The organism is Pantoea sp. ACRSC, from assembly GCF_022346785.1.
GTDB classification, from domain to species: domain Bacteria; phylum Pseudomonadota; class Gammaproteobacteria; order Enterobacterales; family Enterobacteriaceae; genus Pantoea; species Pantoea alvi.
In genome coordinates, this window is record NZ_JAKRNN010000009.1 from 1 (window position 1) to 18736 (window position 18736).

The following is an 18736-nucleotide window of genomic DNA, read 5'->3' on the forward strand; positions in this document are numbered from 1 at the left end:
GATAAATTGTTAAAGAGCGGTGCAGTCAGCGGCGGAGCCTGCTGCTGCGAGGTGGCGTATATTACGCTACTCTCCTTCGGAGTCAACCACTTTTTTCAGTGATTTCATCCGGCGACCCGGTTAACCGGCTCTCCTGAACACCGCATTCCGTAAGCCGTTGTGCCGTGTCAGTGGAGGCGCATTATAGGGAGTTCTTCCGGGCTGACAAGCCCTAATTTAAAAAAAGATCTCGTTCGCATTAATTTTCAGCAGATCGCTGCTATTCACGCCGATTTGGCGGGGAATTGAACGAATTCCTGAGCAAACCGCCCTACCTGATGCCAGTCGGTATACTCCACCTCTTTCGTCTTATCCGTTTCCCCGCCGGTCATGCGCATAATTAACTGAATCATTACCCGGTCGAACCAGCGATAGCGCGGATAGCGCAATGCGCCGGCAAACACGGCGCAGCAGTCAGGCTGCCACGGCGACTGCGCTAAAAACTTGCGCGTATAGGCGTTGGTCTGCGGCGAGCGCTTCTCTGGCTTGCGCGCGGTCAGGTTTACGCAAAAGAAGCCGCTTACGCGCGTCTGCAGCTCGCGCAGATGTGTCTTAACAAATTTCGCCACCGCCGGATGGAAATTGCCGTAGCGGATTGAGGCGCCGATCAGCACGCGATCGTACTGCGTCCAGTCAATCGCGTCGGCATGCAGAATATTGATAACGTCGCACGCCTGCTGCCCCTTCATCTCACTCGCTATATAAGAGGCGATGTCGCGCGCTTGCCCGTCGCGGCTGGAAAAGAGAATTAACGCTTTCATCGTGACTTCCTGTTTTGCTTATTCACGCCAGAAGGTCGGCGTAAAAAGGACTAATAAGGTAAAGACTTCAAGGCGCCCAAACAGCATAGTCAAGATCAGGATCCATTTCGCCACGTCGTTCATCGACGTAAAGTTATCCGCCACGACGCCAAGACCGGGCCCCAGGTTGTTCAGGGTCGCCGCAACCGCCGCGAAGGCAGAGAAGTCATCGACGCCGGTGGCGATAATCGCCAGCATGCTGACCAGAAACACCAGCGCATAGGCCGAGAAGAATCCCCACACCGCTTCCAGAATACGTTCCGGCAGCGCGCGATTGCCGAGCTTAATGGTATAGACCGCGTTGGGGTGTACCAGACGCTTCAGCTCGCGCGAGCCCTGTTTGCACAGCAGCAGAATGCGGATCACCTTCAGCCCGCCGCCGGTCGACCCCGCCATGCCGCCGATAAACGCGGAACAGAGCAGCAGCACCGGCAGGAACAGCGGCCAGCGCGCAATGCTGTCGGTGGTGAACCCTGCCGTGGTCGCCATCGAAACCACCTGGAAGAAAGCCTGATTCAGCGTTTGCCAGCCGCTGGCGTAAACGTTATGGAACCAGAGCACCAGCGTGCAGATAATCACCAGCGTAAACTGCACGCCGATAAAGGTGCGAAACTCAGGATCGCGCCAGTAGACGCGCAGGTTGCGGTTGCTGAGCAGTGAGAAATGCAGACCGTAGTTACAGCCGGAGATCAGCAGAAACACAGCGATAATGGTATTGATGGTGCCGCTATTGAAATAGCCAATGCTGGCGTCGTGCGTAGAAAAGCCGCCGATGGCGATAGTAGAAAAGCTATGCCCTATCGCATCGAACAGCGGCATCCCCGCCAGCCAGAGCGCCACCGCGCAGGCGACCGTCAGCAAGACATAGATCAGCCACAGCGTCTTGGCGGTTTCGGCAATGCGCGGGCGCATCTTATTGTCCTTCAGCGGCCCCGGCATTTCCGCACGGTAGAGCTGCATGCCCCCTACCCCCAGAATAGGGAGAATCGCCACCGCCAGCACGATGATTCCCATCCCGCCCAGCCACTGCAGCATCTGCCGGTAAAAGAGAATCGCTTTCGGCATGCTGTCGAGCCCTACCAGCGTGGTCGCGCCGGTGGTGGTCAGGCCGGAAAAGGATTCAAAGAATGCGTCGGTCATGGAGAGGTGCGGCTGCTCGGCGAAGATAAAGGGCATCGCCCCCACGCTGCCCAGCACCGTCCAGAACAGCACCACGATCAGAAAGCCTTCGCGCGGCTTCAGCTCGGTACGCTGTTTGCGGTTCGGCCACCACAGCAGCGAGCCGATCGCCAGCGCCATCAAAAAGGTCTGGCTAAACGCGCGCCCGGCGCCGTCGCGATAAATTAAAGCCACCAGCCCCGGCACAATCATGGTGACGGAAAAGAGGATCACCAGCAGACCGACAATGCGAGTAATGGCGCGAAAATGCATTCAGCCGTTCCTTAGAAAAGAGTTGTCAGGGTATTAACGGGTCGAGGCTCAGCGCGCCCCGGCTAAAGTCAGAAAGCGTCTGTTTAAACGCCTCGATGTGCGCATAAGGCAGCGCCAGCGTCAGCGCGATGCGGTCAAGGTAGACAATCTCATCGATGCGGCCATCGAACCTGCCCAGCAGGCGTTCGATATCGCCAAGCTGAGCATAGTCGCACCGCAGCGCATAGCGTTTCATCGGCACTTTGCGCGTGCGCGCCAGCTGTTTTAGCCCCTGCTGCACGCCGCCGCCGTAGGCTTTTACCAGCCCGCCGGTGCCGAGCATAATGCCGCCATAGTAGCGCACCACCACAGCGGTAATTTCGCCGATATCGGCCCCCATCAGCTGCGCCAGCATCGGTTTACCCGCCGTGCCAGAAGGCTCGCCGTCGTCGGAAAAGCCCAGCTGCTGTGAATCGTGCGGCGCGCCCGCGACCCAGGCCCAGCAGTGGTGACGGGCATCAGGGTGCTCGCCTTTCACCTGCTGAACAAAGGCACGTGCCGCCTCTACGCCGTCGGTATGGGCCAGCAGCGTAATAAAGCGGCTCTTCTTAATCGTCTCCTCGCTGACGCTGATAGCATCAGCGGGAATATCGTAAGCGTCCATCAGGCAAGATGCAGATCGCGCGTCATATTCTCGATGCGGTTGGCATGCACCACCACGTTATCTTCTATGCGGATGCCGCCGTAAGGCTTCAGCGCCTCAATCGCCTGCCAGTTAAGATACTGGCTAAACGGACCTTCACGCAGCGGCACCAGCAGCGACTCGATGATATAGAAGCCCGGCTCGATAGTCAGCACCATGCCCGGCTCCAGCACGCGCGTGCAGCGCAGATAAGGGTATTGTGCTGGCGCTGCAAGGTGGGTGCCCGCTTCATCCTGCATAAAGCCTGCGACGTCGTGAACCTGCAATCCGAGCGGATGGCCCAGCCCGTGCGGCATAAAGGGTCCGGTAATATTCTCCGCCACCAGCGCCTCTTCGCTTATGCCTTGCGCCAGGTCGAACTTCAGCAGCAGCTTCGCGATGCGCTGATGCATCTGCAGATGATAGTCGGTGTAGCGCACGCCCGCTTTCAGCGTGCCGATCAGCGCCAGCTCTTCGCTGTTCATCGCCGCGACCAGGCTGGCATAAAGTGAGCCCTTCTGCGCCGCGTAGCTGCGCGTTAAATCGGCGGCATAGCCAAGATATTCCGCGCCCGCATCGATAAGAAAGCTGTGGCGCTTCGCCGGCGGCTGGTGATCGAGCCGGGTGTAGTGCAGCACGGCGGCATGCTCGTTAAGGGCGATAATATTGCCGTAGGGCACGTCGATATCGCGATGGCCGGTCGCCGTCAGGTAGGCCAGATTAATATCGAACTCGCTCAGGCCGGAGAAAAAGGCCTCTTTGGCGGCGCGATGTCCAGCAACAGCCAGCTTTTGCGCCTCGCGCATGCAGGCCAGCTCGTAATCGGTTTTGATGCTGCGGTGGTAGTGAAGGAAATCGATCACTGCTTTCGGGTTGATATTGTCGGCGCTGATGCCGAGCTGCGCGGCGCGCTGCACTACCGGCCCGATATAGGCGATATTTTCGCGCTGCGCGGGCAGCAGCTGTCCAATCTCGTCGGCGCTTTTCAGCCCGACCACCTCGACCGCTTCGGTCCAGAAGCTATCCGGCAGCGGCTCGACGTTATGCCAGTAATCGACCGGCGAGTAGAACCAGAGTTTCGGCTTATTGACGCCATCGATCCAGAGCCAGCAGTTCGGCACCTGGGTAACCGGCACCCAGGCTTTAAACTGGGGATTCACCTTGAAGGGATAGTCATGATCGTCGAGAAAAACCGTCAGTAGTTCGCCGGAATGAATCAACATCGCATCCAGTTTATTGCGCGCCAGCACCTGCTGCGCCCGCTGCTGCAGCGTGGCGATATGCGTCTGATACAGCGTTTTCAGTGAATCCATTGCTCGCTCTCCCGTGTCGCGAAAATCGCCGCAGTGTAGCACAGCCGCCGTCTGAACGCCGCGTTCCAGACGCTGTGATCCTGTTAGCAAATAAGCAAACTTTGATTTGCAAAAAATTAACACGAATCCCACACTCCTGATCATCTGGTATGACCAGATCCCCTTTCGCGATCAGGAGACGCACATGCTCTACCAAGGCGATACCCTTTCACTGCGCTGGCTTGAAGACGGCGTCGCTGAGCTGCAGTTCGATGCCCCCGGCTCAGTGAATAAACTCGACACCCGAACTGTCGCCAGCCTTGGCGAAGCGATTGGCGTGCTGGAGCAGCAGACAACGCTGCGCGGCGTGCTGCTGACCTCGGCTAAGCCCGCCTTTATCGTCGGCGCCGATATTACCGAATTTCTCTCGCTGTTCGACGCGCCGACGGAAAAGCTCAGCCAGTGGCTGGCGTTCGCCAACAGCATCTTTAACCGGCTGGAAGATCTGCCGGTGCCGACCCTTGCCGCGGTAGACGGCTACGCGCTGGGCGGCGGGTGCGAATGCATCCTGGCGACCGATCTGCGCGTCGCCACGCCTGACGCGCGCATCGGTCTGCCAGAAACCCGGCTGGGCATTATGCCCGGCTTCGGTGGCAGCGTGAGGCTGCCGCGTCTGCTGGGTGCCGACGCCGCGCTGGAGATTATCGCCGCCGGGAAAGATGTCGACGGCGTCAGCGCGCTGAAGCTCGGGCTGGTCGATGCGGTGGTCAGCCGCGATAAGCTGCGCGCCGCCGCGCTCGCCATGCTGAAGGAAGCTATCGCGCAGGGCGACTGGCAGACGCGTCGCGCGCCGAAGCTGGCACCGCTGCGCCTCAGCCCGATCGAGGCCGCCATGAGCTTTACCGTAGCCAAAAACGTCGTGCTGCAAAGCGCAGGCAAACACTATCCCGCACCGCTCGCTGCGGTAAAAACCATTGAGGCCGCCGCTACGCTGGGGCGCGACGATGCGCTGAAGCTGGAAACCGCCGCCTTTGTGCCGCTGGCGCAGAGCGATGAGGCGCGCGCGCTGGTCGGTATTTTCCTGAACGATCAGTACGTCAAAGGGCTGGCGAAAAAGTACGCCAGCGCCAGCAGCGCGCCTGAACAGGCGGCAGTGCTCGGCGCAGGCATTATGGGCGGCGGCATCAGCTATCAGTCGGCGTTGAAAGGCGTGCCGGTGAAGATGAAAGATATTCAGCCGCAGGCGCTGACCCTGGGGATGAACGAGGCGAGCAAGCTGCTGAATAAACAGCTGGAGCGCGGCAAGATTGACGGCGGCAAGCTGGCCAGCACCATCGCCATGATCCAGCCTACCCTCGACTATGCCGGTTTCGAACGCGCCGATATTGTGGTCGAAGCGGTGGTCGAAAATCCGCAGGTGAAAGCGAAAGTGCTGGCGGAAACCGAACAGCATCTGCGTGCCGATGCGGTGCTCGCCTCCAACACCTCGACCATTCCCATTAGCCAGCTGGCAGAGGCGCTGAAGCGTCCGGAAAATTTCTGCGGCATGCACTTCTTCAACCCGGTGCCGCGTATGCCGCTGGTAGAGGTGGTGCGCGGCGAGAAGAGCAGTGACGCCACTATCGGCAAAGTGGTGGCCTGGGCGAGCAAAATGGGCAAGACGCCCATCGTCGTTAATGACTGTCCCGGCTTCTTCGTTAACCGCGTGCTCTTTCCCTACTTCGCCGCGTTCGGCCTGCTGCTGCGCGACGGCGCGGATTTCCGCCAGATCGACAAAGTGATGGAGAAGCAGTTCGGCTGGCCGATGGGCCCGGCATGGCTGCTGGACGTGGTCGGCATTGATACCGCCCATCACGCGCAGCGCGTAATGGCGGAAGGCTTCCCGACACGCATGCAGAAAGATTACCGCGACGCCATCGACGTCCTGTTTAACGCCGAGCGCTACGGCCAGAAGAACGGCAAAGGTTTCTACCGCTGGGAGATGGATCGCAAAGGCAAAGCGAAAAAAGTGGCCGATCCTGAAGTGGACGCGCTGCTTAACCCGGTTTGTGCCGCTACGCGCGTCTTCAGCGACGAAGAGATCCTGAATCGCATGATGATCCCGATGCTGAACGAAGTCGTGCGCTGCCTGGAGGAGAAGATTGTCGCCTCACCGGCCGAAGCCGATATGGCGCTGGTCTACGGCCTTGGCTTCCCGCCGTTCCGCGGCGGCGCGCTGCGCTATCTCGATACGCTCGGCAACGGCAACGTAGTCGATCAGGCCAGACGCTACGGCGAGCTTGGCGCGCTCTACCAGCTACCCGACCTGCTGCTGCAAAAAGCGCACCAGCGCGAAAGCTGGTATCCGGCGGTTCAACCTATCGACGAAGCGGCGCTGCAAAGCGCCTGAGGACAGAAGATGGAAAATGTGGTGATTATTGATGCGGTCCGCACGCCGATGGGCCGCTCAAAAGGTGGCGCTTTTCGTCAGGTACGCGCGGAAGATCTCTCCGCGCACCTGATGCGCGAGCTGTTAAGCCGCTATCCGGCGCTTAATCCCGCCACGCTGGACGATGTGGTCTGGGGCTGCGTGCAGCAGACGCTGGAGCAGGGTTTTAACATTGCGCGCAACGCCGCGCTGCTGGCGGAAATTCCCCATCGCGTGCCGGCGACCACCGTTAACCGCCTCTGCGGATCGTCGATGCAGGCGCTGCACGATGCGGCGCGCGCCATTATGGTCGGCGACGCGCACGCCTGCTTAGTCGGCGGCGTGGAACATATGGGCCATGTGCCGATGAACCACGGCGTCGATTTCCATCCAGGGCTTGGTCGGACGGTGGCGAAAGCGGCGGGCATGATGGGCCTGACCGCCGAAATGCTGGCGCATATGCACCATATCAGCCGCGAGCAGCAGGACGCCTTTGCGCTGCGCTCTCACCAGAGCGCCTGGGCCGCGACGCAGCGCGGCGATTTCCGCCGGGAGATCGTACCGACCTACGGACACGACGCCGACGGCGCGCTAAAGCGCTACGACTTTGACGAGGTGATCCGCGAGGAGACCAGCCTCGAAGGGCTGGCGGCGCTGAAGCCGGCGTTCGATCCGGTCAACGGCACGGTCACGGCGGGCAGCTCCTCGGCGCTCTCCGACGGCGCCGCCGCGCTGCTGGTGATGAGCGAAAGCCGGGCGCGCGAGCTGGGGCTGACGCCGCGCGCGCGGGTTAAAAGCATGGCGGTCATCGGCTGCGATCCGTCAATTATGGGCTACGGTCCCGTGCCCGCCAGTAAGCTGGCGCTGAAGCGTGCCGGATTAAGCGTGGAAGATATTGATGTATTCGAGCTGAACGAAGCGTTCGCCGCGCAAACCCTGCCCTGCATTAAGGATCTCGGTTTGCTGGATCGGCTGGACGACAAGGTGAACCTGAACGGCGGCGCCATCGCGCTCGGTCATCCGCTCGGCTGTTCGGGCGCGCGCATCAGCGCCACGCTGCTGAACATTATGGAACGACGCGATGCCCAGTTCGGCCTGGCCAGCATGTGTATCGGCTTAGGCCAGGGCATCGCTACCGTATTTGAGCGTCTGTAATACGTTGGATCACGTTGGAAGTCAGTTCCCGCCCGTCAGGGGCGGGTTTTTTCTGCCTGCGAAGCCTTAAATAAAGGCGAAGGCGTCGCCAAACATCTGCCCTTCTTTCGCGCCGCGCTCGGCGCAAAAGCGGTCGCGGGCGATCTTCGCCATCTCAAAGCGACCGGCGATATAGATATCGTGCTCCGCCAGCGTGGCGAAATCCTGCATAACCGCCGTCAGCACCGTGCCGGAACGTCCCTGCCAGCCCGCCTCCGGCTGCTCAACCACCGGCACCACGCGCAGATTGGGGTGCTTCACCGCCAGCGCGTTAAGCTCCTCCAGATCGTAGAGATGCTGCAGCTCGCGGCCGCCCCAGTAAATTGCGATTTCGCGATCCGGCTGCTGCGCCAGCGCGGTCAGCAGGATAGAGCGCGCATAGGAGAAGCCGGTACCGCCGGCGATCAACACGATCGGGCGCGAACTCTCTTCGCGCAGCCAGGCGTCGCCGTGCGGAATATCCACGGTGATCTGACGGTCGTTGCGGATGCGATCCATCACCGCCATAGCGTAGAGATTGAGATCGGAGGCGCCGATATGCAGCTCAATAATCTCTTTTTCCATCGGGGTTGAAGCGAGCGAGAACGGACGCTTGTCGCGCTCGTCCATCACTACCATCAGATACTGCCCGGCGCGAAAGGTGAAATCCGCTTCGGGGATCAGGCGGACGCGATATACGGTATCGGTAATCGCTTCAACCGAGGTTACTTTACAGCTTAAAATCGTCATGCGTTCCCTCTGTCGGGTCGTCATTAGGGTTATGCGCGCCGTCAGCGCTGCGGCGGCTGAGTAAAGATGCCTAAGTCATCCCAGATCGCGTCGATGCGCGCCGTTACGGCGGGATCTTTCACGATAGGTCGTCCCCACTCGCGCTGGGTTTCACCCGGCCACTTGTTGGTAGCGTCCAGGCCCATCTTGGAACCCAGGCCGGAAACCGGCGAGGCGAAGTCCAGATAGTCGATAGGCGTGTTTTCCACCAGAACCGTGTCGCGAGCCGGATCCATACGTGTGGTAATGGCCCAGATCACGTCGTTCCAGTCGCGTGCGTTGACATCGTCGTCACACACAATAACAAATTTGGTGTACATGAACTGCCGCAGGAATGACCAGACGCCGAACATCACGCGCTTTGCGTGTCCCGCGTACTGTTTTTTCATCGTCACCACCGCCAGGCGATAAGAGCAGCCCTCCGGCGGCAGATAGAAATCCACAATCTCCGGGAACTGCTTAATCAGGATTGGCACCAGCACTTCATTCAGCGCAACGCCCAGCACCGCCGGCTCATCGGGCGGACGACCGGTATAGGTAGAGTGATAAATGGCGTTCTGCCGCTGCGTAACGTGCGTGACGGTGAAAACCGGGAAGTTATCTATTTCATTGTAGTAGCCCGTATGATCGCCATACGGCCCTTCCGGCGCCATATCACCCGGCTCAATGTAACCTTCCAGCACGATCTCCGCGCTGGCGGGCACTTCCAGATCGTTGGAGAGGCACTTCACCACTTCGGTTTTGTTGCCGCGCAGCAGGCCAGCAAAGGCATACTCCGACAGCGTATCCGGCACCGGCGTCACCGCGCCGAGGATCGTGGCGGGATCGGCGCCGAGCGCCACCGACACAGGGAAACGTTCGCCGGGATGGGTCTGGCACCACTCCTGAAAGTCGAGCGCGCCGCCGCGATGGGAAAGCCAGCGCATAATCAGGCGGTTTTTGCCAATCACCTGCTGGCGATAGATGCCCAGATTCTGCCGCTCTTTGTGCGGACCGCGCGTAACGGTCAGCCCCCAGGTAATCAGCGGCGCGGCGTCATCCGGCCAGCACTTCATTACCGGAATGCGTGACAGATCGACCTCATCGCCGCTTAACACCACTTCCTGACAGGGCGCGTTGCGCAGCCGTTTGGTCGGCATGTTCAGCACCTGTTTGAACTGCGGCATCTTGTCGAACAGATCGCGGAAGCCTTTCGGCGGCTCCGGCTCTTTGAGAAACGCCAGCAGCTTGCCGACTTCGCGCAGCGCGCTGACCTCCTCCTGGCCCATGCCCATCGCCACGCGTTTCGGCGTGCCGAACAGGTTGCACAGCACCGGCATGTCATAGCCTTTGGGATTTTCAAACAGCAGCGCCGGCCCGCCAGCGCGCAGCGTGCGGTCGGCAATTTCCGTCATTTCCAGCTCAGGATCGATAGAGTGGCTAATGCGCTTTAACTCGCCGCGCTGTTCCAGCAGCGTGAGGAAGTCTCGTAAATCGTGATATTTCATGCGGCCTTCGCTTCCAGCCAAAGTGAATCGGCCATTATAGGGCCGATTCTTAAGGCGTGTTGGATTTTATGCAGCAACCTTAGTCGCAGCGAAAGGGAACCAGCGGCTGCAGCGCCTTTGCGTCGCGGCAGGCCTGAACCGGCTGATTATGGCGGAAAACTTTAAAATCTTCGCCGCGCACGCTGAAGTATGAAAGCTGATTTTCATGCACGTGCAGAAAGCTGCCTTCGCGCAGCGCAATTACCGACTCCTCGGGATTGACGGCGCAAAACTCCGCCAGGCGTTCGTCGCGCGTTTCGCCCATATGTCCGCTGGCGTGCGCATCCAGATAGTGTGGATTGATCTGGACCGGAAACAGGCCCAGCGCAGGCAACACTACGCTGCTGCGCACCGGCATATCATTGGTGGTGCGAATCGACGGCGTCGCCACGTTGCAGCCCGCGCTCCAGCCGACGTAGGGTACCGCGCGTTCGCGCACGGCGCGCTGGATCGCCACGATCAGACCGGTTTCATGCAGCATCTGATTGAGCAGCCAGGTGTTGCCGCCGCTGACCAGAATCAGTTCCGCCTGCTCGATGGCCGCCACCGGCGTCGCGAAATCCTGCACGCAGCGCACGCTAACGCCCAGCGACGCGCCGAGATCGGCGGCGCGCTGTTGATGGTCGCCGCGAATAATGGCGTAGGGCACCAGCACCGCCGAACGGATGCCGCGCTGGGCAATCATTGCATGCAGCTGCGGCTGCGCGTAGCCAAGCAGCGGCGCATCTTCGGCCAGCTTGCCGTTGCTTAATAAAAACAGTTCCATCAGCAGATCCTTTTGGCAAATGTTTTGAGCAACGAGTCTGAACCAGCGCACCGCCGCTCGTCAATTTTCCCGCCTGCGCCGGGCAGTTTGCGGAAAGCTCAGCCACTTTGTCCGCCTCGACATTTTTCCACACTGCGATGCGCTATAACTCTGGCAGCAGGTTTGCTATTCTTAGCGTCCATTCAATGGGAGCATTTATGGAATCCTGGTACTTACTCTATTGCAAACGTGGACAGCTGTTGCGCGCGAAAGAGCATCTTGAGCGGCAGGAGGTGCATTGCCTCAGCCCAATGATCGCTCTGGAAAAAGTGGTGCGCGGCAAACGGACCACCGTGAGTGAGCCCCTGTTTCCTAACTACCTGTTTATTGAATTCGATCCAGAAGCGATTCATACCACGACCATCAGCAGCACGCGCGGCGTCAGCCACTTTGTACGCTTCGGCACGCTGCCAGCGACGGTGCCTTCTGCCGTTATCGAAGCGCTGCAGACCGACGTGCCGCAAACGCTGATCGACCCGGAAACGCCGCAGGTCGGTGATGAGGTCATCATCACCGAAGGAACCTTTGAAGGCCTGCGCGCCATTTTCGCCGAACCCGACGGCGAAACGCGCTCTATGCTGCTGCTTAACCTGCTGAATAAACAGGTAATGCGCAGCGTAGACAATAAGCAGTTCCGCAAGCTTTAAACCAGCCGGAACAGCGCGCGCGCGTTGCGATCCACCTGCGCCGCCAGCGTATCCAGCTCTTCGCCACGCCACTTCGCCACCTGCTGCACAATATGCGGCAAAAAACAGGGTTCGTTACGACGCGACGTTGGCCGTGGATGCATATCGCGCGGCAGCAGCCAGGGCGCGTCCGTCTCCAGCAGCAGTCGCTCCGCCGGGATCAGCGGCAGCAGCTCGCGCAGCGTCATACCGCGACGTTCATCGCACACCCAGCCGGTGATGCCCACCGACAGCCCCATTGCCAGACAGGCCTCCAGCTCGTCGCGCGTGCCGGTAAAGCAGTGCACCACCGCCCCAGGCAGCTTCGGCAGCCAGGGCGCCAGTACCGCGGCAAAGCGGTCGTGTGCTTCGCGGCAGTGCAGGAAGACCGGCATATTCAGCTCGGCCGCCAGCGCCAGCTGCGCGTCAAAGGCGTACTCCTGCTGATCGTGCGCGGCGAGGTTGCGGTTGAAATCAAGGCCGCATTCGCCAATCGCCACCACCTGCGGCCGTTCCGCCAGGCGTCGCAGCGTATTAGCCGTCTCGTTCGACCACTCGCTGGCGTGATGCGGATGCACGCCCGCCGTCGACCAGCAGAAATCGGGCTGACGCTCCGCCAGCCGCTGCGCCTGCTGGCTCTCCAGCGCATTGGTCCCGGTGATTAACATGCCGGTGACGCCCGCTTCGCGCGCACGCTTTACCACCTTGTCGCGGTCGGCGGCGAACTGCGTGCTGGTCAGGTTTACACCGATATCAAACATAATCTTTCCCATAGCTTATTAAACAAAAACCGCCCAGATGGGCGGTTCGGTAACAGGGTCTACCCGCCAGGCGCGGGAAACATACTGATAACGGGTCAGGAATCGGTATGCTGTTCCTCTTCCTGCGCCCGCCGTCCCTTCCCGACGTAGTAACGGGAAAAGAATACGCCGACTTCAAACAGGCAGTACATCGGAATAGCGAGCAAAGTTTGCGAGAAAACGTCCGGCGGTGTGAGCAGCATCCCAACAACGAAGGCGCCGACCAGAATATAGGGGCGTTTCTTTTTCAGATCTTCCGGCGTGGTAATGCCGGTCCAGCAGAGCAGCACGATTGCGACCGGCACCTCAAACGCCACGCCGAACGCCATAAACAGCGTCATCACGAAGTCGAGATAGTTGGTGATATCGGTCGCGATGGTCACGCCCTGCGGCGCGGTTTTGGCGAAGAAGCCGAACGCCAGCGGAAAGACGATGAAATAGGCGAAGGCCACGCCGACGTAAAACAGCAGGGTGCTGGAGAACAGCAGCGGCATCACCAGCTTACGTTCGTGACGGTAGAGCGCCGGCGCGACGAAAGCCCACACCTGATAGAGGATCACCGGCACCGCGAGGAAGATCGACACGATAATGGTGAGCTTAATCGGCGTGAAAAACGGCGAGGCGACGTCGGTAGCGATCATGCTGGCACCAGCCGGCATCTGGCTGATTAGCGGCGAAGCGACCAGATGATAGATGTCGTTGGCAAAGTAGATCAGCGCCATAAAGATGGCAAACACCGCGATAATGCAGTACAGCAGGCGCTTACGCAGCTCAATCAGATGGCTGATAAGCGGTTGGGTATCTTCAACGGCCATGGTTATCGTTCATCACTTGCAGAAGAGGTTGTTGCCGCACTGCGCGGTGCGGGATTAACAACCGTCGCTGGCGGGTTCGCATCGGTTTTAGCGGTTTCAGCGGCCTGCGCCGCCGCTTCCGGCGCCTGCGCGGGTGCGCTGGCCTGCGTGTGGGCCGTGGCTGGCGTCACGGACTCCGCCGCGCGCTGCTGAGGCGCATGAATGGTATTGGCTTCATCCTCGGCTTTTTCGATATCAATGCTCTGCTGCACCGAACGCTTCATCGAATCGGCGGTTTTGCGCAGCTCTTCCATTGACTCTTTCAGCTCCGGCGACATGGTGCCGCGGCTCGCCTCTTCCACCTTTTTCAGGCTGTCCTGCAGCTCCTGCAGTTTCAGCTCCTGCGCCAGCTCGTGCTGCACGTTGGCAGCCAGCGAGCGCATTGCCCGAATCCAGCCTACTACGGTTTTTACCGCAACCGGCAATCGTTGCGGGCCGAGAACAATCAGCCCGATCACGAACACCAGTACCAGTTCACTAAAACCAATGTCGAACACGGTTTACACCTGCTTGTCGTTTTTGACGTCTTCTTTGTTAGCCGAAGTGTGCTGTTTGTCCGCCAGCGTTTTGGCATTGAAATCAGCGTCCTGCTGGTTCGGTTGGTCCTTTTTCTCATCCTCATCGCTCATGGCTTTTTTAAAGCCCTTGATAGAGGAACCGAGATCGGAGCCCAGGTTTTTTAACTTATTGGTGCCAAACAGGAGTACAACGATGACGGCAATAATTAATAATTGCCAGATACTGATACCGCCCATGAGATAGTGCCTCTGATGTTGCGAGAGATTGAGAAGAGTAATGTCAGCCAAAAGCCCTGATGACGCCGGGCTTAAGGCTGCGACATTACCGCGATTCAGGCGTGGCTGACAATTAGTTTGTCTTACGCCAGCCGACCAGCCAGGTGACCAGACCTGCCGCCATTAGCAGGGCCGGAAAGAAATCCCAGTCCGGACGGCTCAACAAAACGGCGGTGCCGCTGAGCAACAGGGTCGCACCAACGCCGAACAGATAGCGCGCTTTATGGTGCCGCGTCCGCTGGGCGTGCATATCTTTAGTTAGCTTATCAACACTGTGCTGCAAGAGTTTGTGATGGCGCATACTTTCATAAAACAGCTCCGGCAGCTCCGGCAGCTTCTCCGCCCAGAAAGGCGCTTTTTCTTTTACCGCGCGCAGAATCGCCGGCAGGCCGATCTGGTCTTTTATCCACTCTTCGAGGAACGGCTTGGCGGTCTTCCACAGGTCGAGCTGCGGATAGAGCTGACGGCCGATGCCCTCGACGTAGAGCAGCGTTTTTTGCAGCAGCACCAGCTGCGGCTGCACTTCCATATTGAAACGGCGCGCGGTGCTGAACAGATTTAGCAGCACATGGCCAAAAGAGATCTCCGCCAGCGGCTTCTCGAAGATAGGTTCGCAGACGGTACGGATAGCAAACTCGAAATCTTCGACGTTGGTATCGGGCGGCACCCAGCCTGAATCAACGTGCAGCTCCGCAACTTTGCGGTAGTCGCGGTTAAAGAAGGCGATAAAGTTTTCCGCCAGATAGCGCTTGTCCTCTTTGTTCAGCGAACCGACGATGCCGCAGTCGATGCCGATATATTGCGGATCTTCCGGATGGTCGTAGCTGACGAAGATATTGCCGGGATGCATATCGGCATGGAAGAAGCTGTCGCGGAACACCTGGGTAAAAAAGACCTGCACGCCGCGCTCGGCCAGCAGCTTCATATTGACGCCGTGCTGCTCCAGCGTCGCCACGTCGGAGATGGGAATGCCGTAGATGCGCTCCATCACCAGCATGGTTTCGCTACAGTAGTCGGAATAGACCTCCGGCACGTAGAGCATCGGGCTATCTTCGAAGTTACGACGCAGCTGAATGGCGTTGGCCGCTTCGCGCAGCAGGTTCAGCTCGTCGATCAGGGTCTTCTCGTAGTCGCGCACCACTTCCATCGGACGCAGACGACGCCCGTCCGGCAGCAGACGCGGCACCCAGCGCGCCAGGCGATAGATAAGCTTCATGTCCGCTTTGATCACCGGCAGAATATCCGGGCGGATCACCTTGATCACCACCTTCTTGCCGGTCGCTTTCAGGGTTGCGGTATGCACCTGCGCGATCGACGCCGACGCCAGCGGTTTGATATCGAAATCATCGAACCAGGTTTCAACCGGGCCGCCGATCGATTTTTCGATCTGCTCTTTGGCCTTCACGCCGTCGAAAGGCGCGACGCGATCCTGCAGGATGGCGAGCTGGTCGGCGATAACCGGCGGGAAGAGATCGCGACGCGTTGAGAGCATCTGGCCGAACTTAATCCAGACCGGGCCGAGCTGCTCCATCGCCAGGCGCATACGCACGCCAATCTCTTCATCTTTATGACGGTTAGGCAGCCAGAAAATCGTGCGGCGCCAGAGGCGCAGCGGAATGGTAAGGCGCATGCGGGGGATCAGTTCATCAAGACCGTAGGTCAAAAAGATCCTGATGATGAAATATAAACGGCGAATCTCTCCAAACGTCATTTCGCCTCCAGCTGCGCTAAACGCGCAGTGAGCGCATCAAGCGAACGTTCCATCGCATCTACCTCCTCAGAAAACCACGCCAGTTCCAGCGCGCCCGGCGCAACGCGCCACTCTTCGGTTAATGCCTGCCCCAGATAATCCTGACGACGCGAAACCTCGCCGCGCAGCAGCCGCAGGGCGCGCTGCGCCGCCTGGCTAACGCTCTGCGCGGCAATATCGCCGATCCAGGGGGCGAGATATTCCGCCGGGTCCAGCTCGGCGAGGTCGATCAGCGCCGAAAAGCGCTGCACCACCTGCAGATCGCCTTCAACCTGCAGCTCACCGCTGCGGATCAGGCTGGTGAGCTGCTGGCGGTCGCGCAGCTTAGGCAGCGTCTTCAGCTGCGTAATGACGGTGCAGTCGCTGCTGTCCTGCCAGTCGCTCAGCACGTCGAGCTGCTGTTCGCTAAAGACCAGCACCAGCGGATGCGAAAGCTCCTCAAGACGCAGCGTCAGGACCTGGCCCACCAGACGCTGGCGCGCGGCTTTCAGGCTGCGATCGCGATAGAGCATGCGGTTTAGCGCGGTCTCAAGACCGGCGGTAATCAAAGGCGTCAAGCGCATCACCCTGTCCGGTTAAAACTTAAATCCACGATGCAACGCGACGATGCCGCCGGTCATGTTGGAATATGTGGTGTTCTCGAATCCGGCGTCGTTCATCATCGCCTTCAGGGTCTCCTGATCGGGATGCATGCGGATCGACTCCGCCAGATAGCGGTAGCTTTCAGCATCCTGCGCCACCAGCTGACCGACGCGCGGCAGAATATGGAACGAGTAGGCGTCATACGCCTTGCTGAGGGGGTCAAGCACCGGTTTGGAGAACTCCAGCACCAGCAGGCGTCCGCCCGGCTTGAGCACGCGGAACATCGACGCCAGCGCCTTCTCTTTGTCGGTTACGTTACGCAGGCCGAAGGAGATGGTGATGCAGTCGAAATAGTTATCCGGGAAGGGCAGCGCTTCGGCGTTGGCCTGCACATAGCTGACGTTGCCGACCACGCCGAGATTGCGCAGCTTGTCGCGGCCCATTTTCAGCATGGAGCTGTTAATGTCCGCCAGCACCACCTGGCCGGTGTCGCCAACCAGACGGGAAAACTTCGCCGTCAAATCGCCGGTGCCGCCCGCCAGATCCAGCACGCGCTGTCCGCGGCGCACGCCGCTGCTGTCGATGGTAAAACGCTTCCAGATGCGATGGATGCCAAAGGACATCAGATCGTTCATCAGGTCATATTTCGCCGCTACGGAGTGAAACACGTCCGCGACTTTGTCAGCTTTTTCGCTTTTGGCGACCGTCTGAAAGCCAAAATGGGTGGTTTCCTGCTGTGATTCATCTGCCATCGGTTTTACCTGTTCCACAAACAATACTTCCCGAAGTGTATCAGAGTCAGGGTAGTCAGGCACGCGACGACCCGCTTATTCGTGGAGCCGCCTCACGCGCGCATCCAGGGTTTCGGCGACGTCGTCAGGCGTCTCCTCGCTCTCCCATGCCTTTTCCGGCATCGCCTGCTCGACCAACTGCGGATTGATAGAGCGTTTAACTTCAACGCCCAGGGATTTAAACGCCTCGCTCTGCGCGATCAGATTGCCACGCCCTTCCGCCAGCTTTTTCATCGCTTCGCGGTAGCTGTTGTGCGCCTTATCCAGATTATGGCCGATACCGCTCATATCATCGACGAACAGCCGCATCTTATCGTAAAGGCGCGCCGCGCGTTCGGCGATGCGCTGCGCGTTGCGGCTCTGGTGCTCGTAGCGCCAGAGGTTGTTGATGGTGCGCAGCGCCACCAGCAGCGTGGTTGGACTGACCAGCATAATATTCTGCTGCAGCGCCTCGCTGATCAGCTCTGGCTGGCGGTCGATCGCCAGCAGAAACGCCGGCTCGACCGGAATAAACATCAACACATAATCGAGCGAGCGTAAACCGGCCAGTTGTTGATAATCTTTACGGCCCAGCAGGCGAATATGGCTGCGCACCGCGGCGACATGCTCCTGCAGCGCCTGCTCGCGCGTCACCTCATCCCCGGCGTTGAAATAGCGCTCGTAGGCCACCAGCGTCATCTTGGCGTCGACCACCACATCTTTTCCCTGCGGCAGACGCACGATAACATCGGGTTGCATTCTGCCCTGCTGCTCCGACTGCAGACTGACCTGCGTCTGATACTCATGCCCTTCGCGCAGGCCTGACGCCTCCAGCACGCGGCTCAGCACCACTTCGCCCCAGTTGCCCTGGATTTTGTTGTCGCCTTTCAGCGCTTTGGTGAGGTTGATCGCCTCCTGCGCCATCTGCGCATTCAGCTGCTGCAGCTGGCGGATCTCATGGGCCAGCGTGTGCCGCTCGCGCGCCTCCTGGCCAAAGCTGTCGTGCACCTGACGACGAAAGCCGTCCAGCTGCTCGCGCAGCGGGCCGATCAGGCTGTTCAGGCTCTGGCGGTTTTGCTCGTCGACGCGACGGCCGCTGTTTTCGAAGATACGGTTGGCGAGATTTTCGAACTGCGCGCTGAGGCGCTGCTCGCTGCTGGTAAGCAGACGCTGCTTCTCCTCGGCGGCGAAGCGCGTCTCTTCAAGGCGGATAGTGACCTCGCGCAGTTCGGCCTCCTGCGCACTGTTAACCTCAAGCTGGTTGCGCAGCTCGCGATTAAGCTGTTCGCATTCGCCGCGCCAGTAATCGAGCTGCTGCAGCCGCTCCTGCGCGCCGCTCAGCGCGCCGTGCAGCTGACGCAGCTCCTGTTCGCGCTGCTGTAGCTGCTGCTGGAGCTGTTCAAGCTGGTGCTGCTGACGCTGCTGCGCCTCCTGCTGCAAACGCCGTTCAGTGGCGAAGCTGGCGGCCTGATGGCCGGCGCGCAGCTGCGCCAGCATCCAGCCGATGCCCAATCCGGCGAGCGCCAGACAGGCGCTGATAATAATCTGCTGATCCATGATCCCCTCGCGACGCGCATTGCTCGGGAAAAGGTAAAGTC

At 59.7% G+C, this 18736-nt stretch carries 18 protein-coding genes; 3 read left to right on the plus strand and 15 right to left on the minus strand.

Annotated features, from left to right (window positions below):
• Positions 1-263: 263 nt before the first annotated feature.
• The 4 genes from hemG to pepQ are packed head-to-tail and all read right to left on the minus strand — an operon-like array spanning position 264 to position 4244.
• Positions 264-800: a menaquinone-dependent protoporphyrinogen IX dehydrogenase gene (gene hemG, locus MHZ97_RS10605; protein WP_103797485.1), complete on the minus strand. Its 537-nt coding sequence runs from the start codon at positions 798-800 to the stop codon at positions 264-266.
• An 18-nt stretch (positions 801-818) separates the two neighbouring features.
• On the minus strand, positions 819-2270 hold the full coding sequence (trkH, locus tag MHZ97_RS10610; RefSeq protein ID WP_103797484.1) for a Trk system potassium transporter TrkH: 1452 nt from the start codon (positions 2268-2270) through the stop codon (positions 819-821).
• Between the two features lie 25 nt (positions 2271-2295).
• Positions 2296-2913, minus strand: coding sequence for an IMPACT family protein (locus MHZ97_RS10615; RefSeq protein WP_239314535.1), 618 nt, complete (start codon positions 2911-2913; stop codon positions 2296-2298).
• Positions 2913-4244 carry a Xaa-Pro dipeptidase gene (gene pepQ / locus MHZ97_RS10620; protein ID WP_239314536.1) on the minus strand — a complete coding sequence of 444 codons (1332 nt, stop codon included), beginning with the start codon at positions 4242-4244 and terminating at the stop codon, positions 2913-2915. Before pepQ ends, MHZ97_RS10615 begins: the two co-directional genes overlap by 1 nt.
• A gap of 184 nt (positions 4245-4428) precedes the next feature.
• Between pepQ and fadB the strand changes: the two genes are divergently transcribed.
• Complete coding sequence (gene fadB / locus MHZ97_RS10625; protein WP_239314537.1) at positions 4429-6612, plus strand: fatty acid oxidation complex subunit alpha FadB; 2184 nt, start codon at positions 4429-4431, stop codon at positions 6610-6612.
• A gap of 9 nt (positions 6613-6621) precedes the next feature.
• Positions 6622-7785 (plus strand): acetyl-CoA C-acyltransferase FadA, encoded by a 1164-nt coding sequence (fadA, locus tag MHZ97_RS10630; RefSeq protein WP_239314538.1) that lies wholly within the window; start codon positions 6622-6624, stop codon positions 7783-7785.
• Positions 7786-7851: 66 nt separating this feature from the next.
• Here the strand turns inward: fadA and fre are convergent, their stop codons facing one another.
• The 3 genes from fre to pepE all read right to left on the minus strand — a co-directional run bounded on the left by fre (position 7852) and on the right by pepE (position 10884).
• Complete coding sequence (gene fre / locus MHZ97_RS10635) at positions 7852-8553, minus strand: NAD(P)H-flavin reductase (RefSeq protein WP_103797479.1); 702 nt, start codon at positions 8551-8553, stop codon at positions 7852-7854.
• A 41-nt stretch (positions 8554-8594) separates the two neighbouring features.
• The gene (gene ubiD / locus MHZ97_RS10640; protein ID WP_239314539.1) at positions 8595-10079 is read right to left on the minus strand and encodes a 4-hydroxy-3-polyprenylbenzoate decarboxylase; all 1485 of its coding nucleotides are present in this window, start codon (positions 10077-10079) and stop codon (positions 8595-8597) included.
• Between the two features lie 79 nt (positions 10080-10158).
• Positions 10159-10884 carry a dipeptidase PepE gene (pepE, locus tag MHZ97_RS10645; RefSeq protein ID WP_239314540.1) on the minus strand — a complete coding sequence of 242 codons (726 nt, stop codon included), beginning with the start codon at positions 10882-10884 and terminating at the stop codon, positions 10159-10161.
• A 197-nt stretch (positions 10885-11081) separates the two neighbouring features.
• On the opposite strand from pepE, the gene rfaH reads away from it, so the two are divergent.
• Complete coding sequence (rfaH, locus tag MHZ97_RS10650) at positions 11082-11570, plus strand: transcription/translation regulatory transformer protein RfaH (RefSeq protein WP_033754660.1); 489 nt, start codon at positions 11082-11084, stop codon at positions 11568-11570.
• Here rfaH and tatD read toward each other — a convergent pair.
• The 8 genes from tatD to rmuC all read right to left on the minus strand — a co-directional run bounded on the left by tatD (position 11567) and on the right by rmuC (position 18695).
• Positions 11567-12349: a 3'-5' ssDNA/RNA exonuclease TatD gene (gene tatD, locus MHZ97_RS10655; protein ID WP_103797476.1), complete on the minus strand. Its 783-nt coding sequence runs from the start codon at positions 12347-12349 to the stop codon at positions 11567-11569. The two genes, rfaH and tatD, sit on opposite strands and share 4 nt — an antisense overlap.
• 95 nt (positions 12350-12444) lie before the next feature.
• Positions 12445-13203: a Sec-independent protein translocase subunit TatC gene (tatC, locus tag MHZ97_RS10660; RefSeq protein ID WP_103797475.1), complete on the minus strand. Its 759-nt coding sequence runs from the start codon at positions 13201-13203 to the stop codon at positions 12445-12447.
• A 2-nt stretch (positions 13204-13205) separates the two neighbouring features.
• Positions 13206-13739: a Sec-independent protein translocase protein TatB gene (tatB, locus tag MHZ97_RS10665; protein WP_103797474.1), complete on the minus strand. Its 534-nt coding sequence runs from the start codon at positions 13737-13739 to the stop codon at positions 13206-13208.
• A gap of 3 nt (positions 13740-13742) precedes the next feature.
• On the minus strand, positions 13743-13997 hold the full coding sequence (gene tatA, locus MHZ97_RS10670; protein ID WP_033793128.1) for a Sec-independent protein translocase subunit TatA: 255 nt from the start codon (positions 13995-13997) through the stop codon (positions 13743-13745).
• Between the two features lie 112 nt (positions 13998-14109).
• The gene (gene ubiB / locus MHZ97_RS10675) at positions 14110-15747 is read right to left on the minus strand and encodes a ubiquinone biosynthesis regulatory protein kinase UbiB (protein WP_103797473.1); all 1638 of its coding nucleotides are present in this window, start codon (positions 15745-15747) and stop codon (positions 14110-14112) included.
• A complete protein-coding gene (locus tag MHZ97_RS10680; protein ID WP_103797472.1) occupies positions 15744-16349 on the minus strand; it encodes an SCP2 domain-containing protein in 606 nt (201 codons plus the stop codon). Before MHZ97_RS10680 ends, ubiB begins: the two co-directional genes overlap by 4 nt.
• A gap of 12 nt (positions 16350-16361) precedes the next feature.
• Entirely contained in the window at positions 16362-17120 is a 759-nt protein-coding gene (ubiE, locus tag MHZ97_RS10685) for a bifunctional demethylmenaquinone methyltransferase/2-methoxy-6-polyprenyl-1,4-benzoquinol methylase UbiE (RefSeq protein WP_103797471.1), read from the minus strand.
• 75 nt (positions 17121-17195) lie between these two features.
• Positions 17196-18695: a DNA recombination protein RmuC gene (rmuC, locus tag MHZ97_RS10690; protein ID WP_239314541.1), complete on the minus strand. Its 1500-nt coding sequence runs from the start codon at positions 18693-18695 to the stop codon at positions 17196-17198.
• Positions 18696-18736 lie beyond the last annotated feature (41 nt).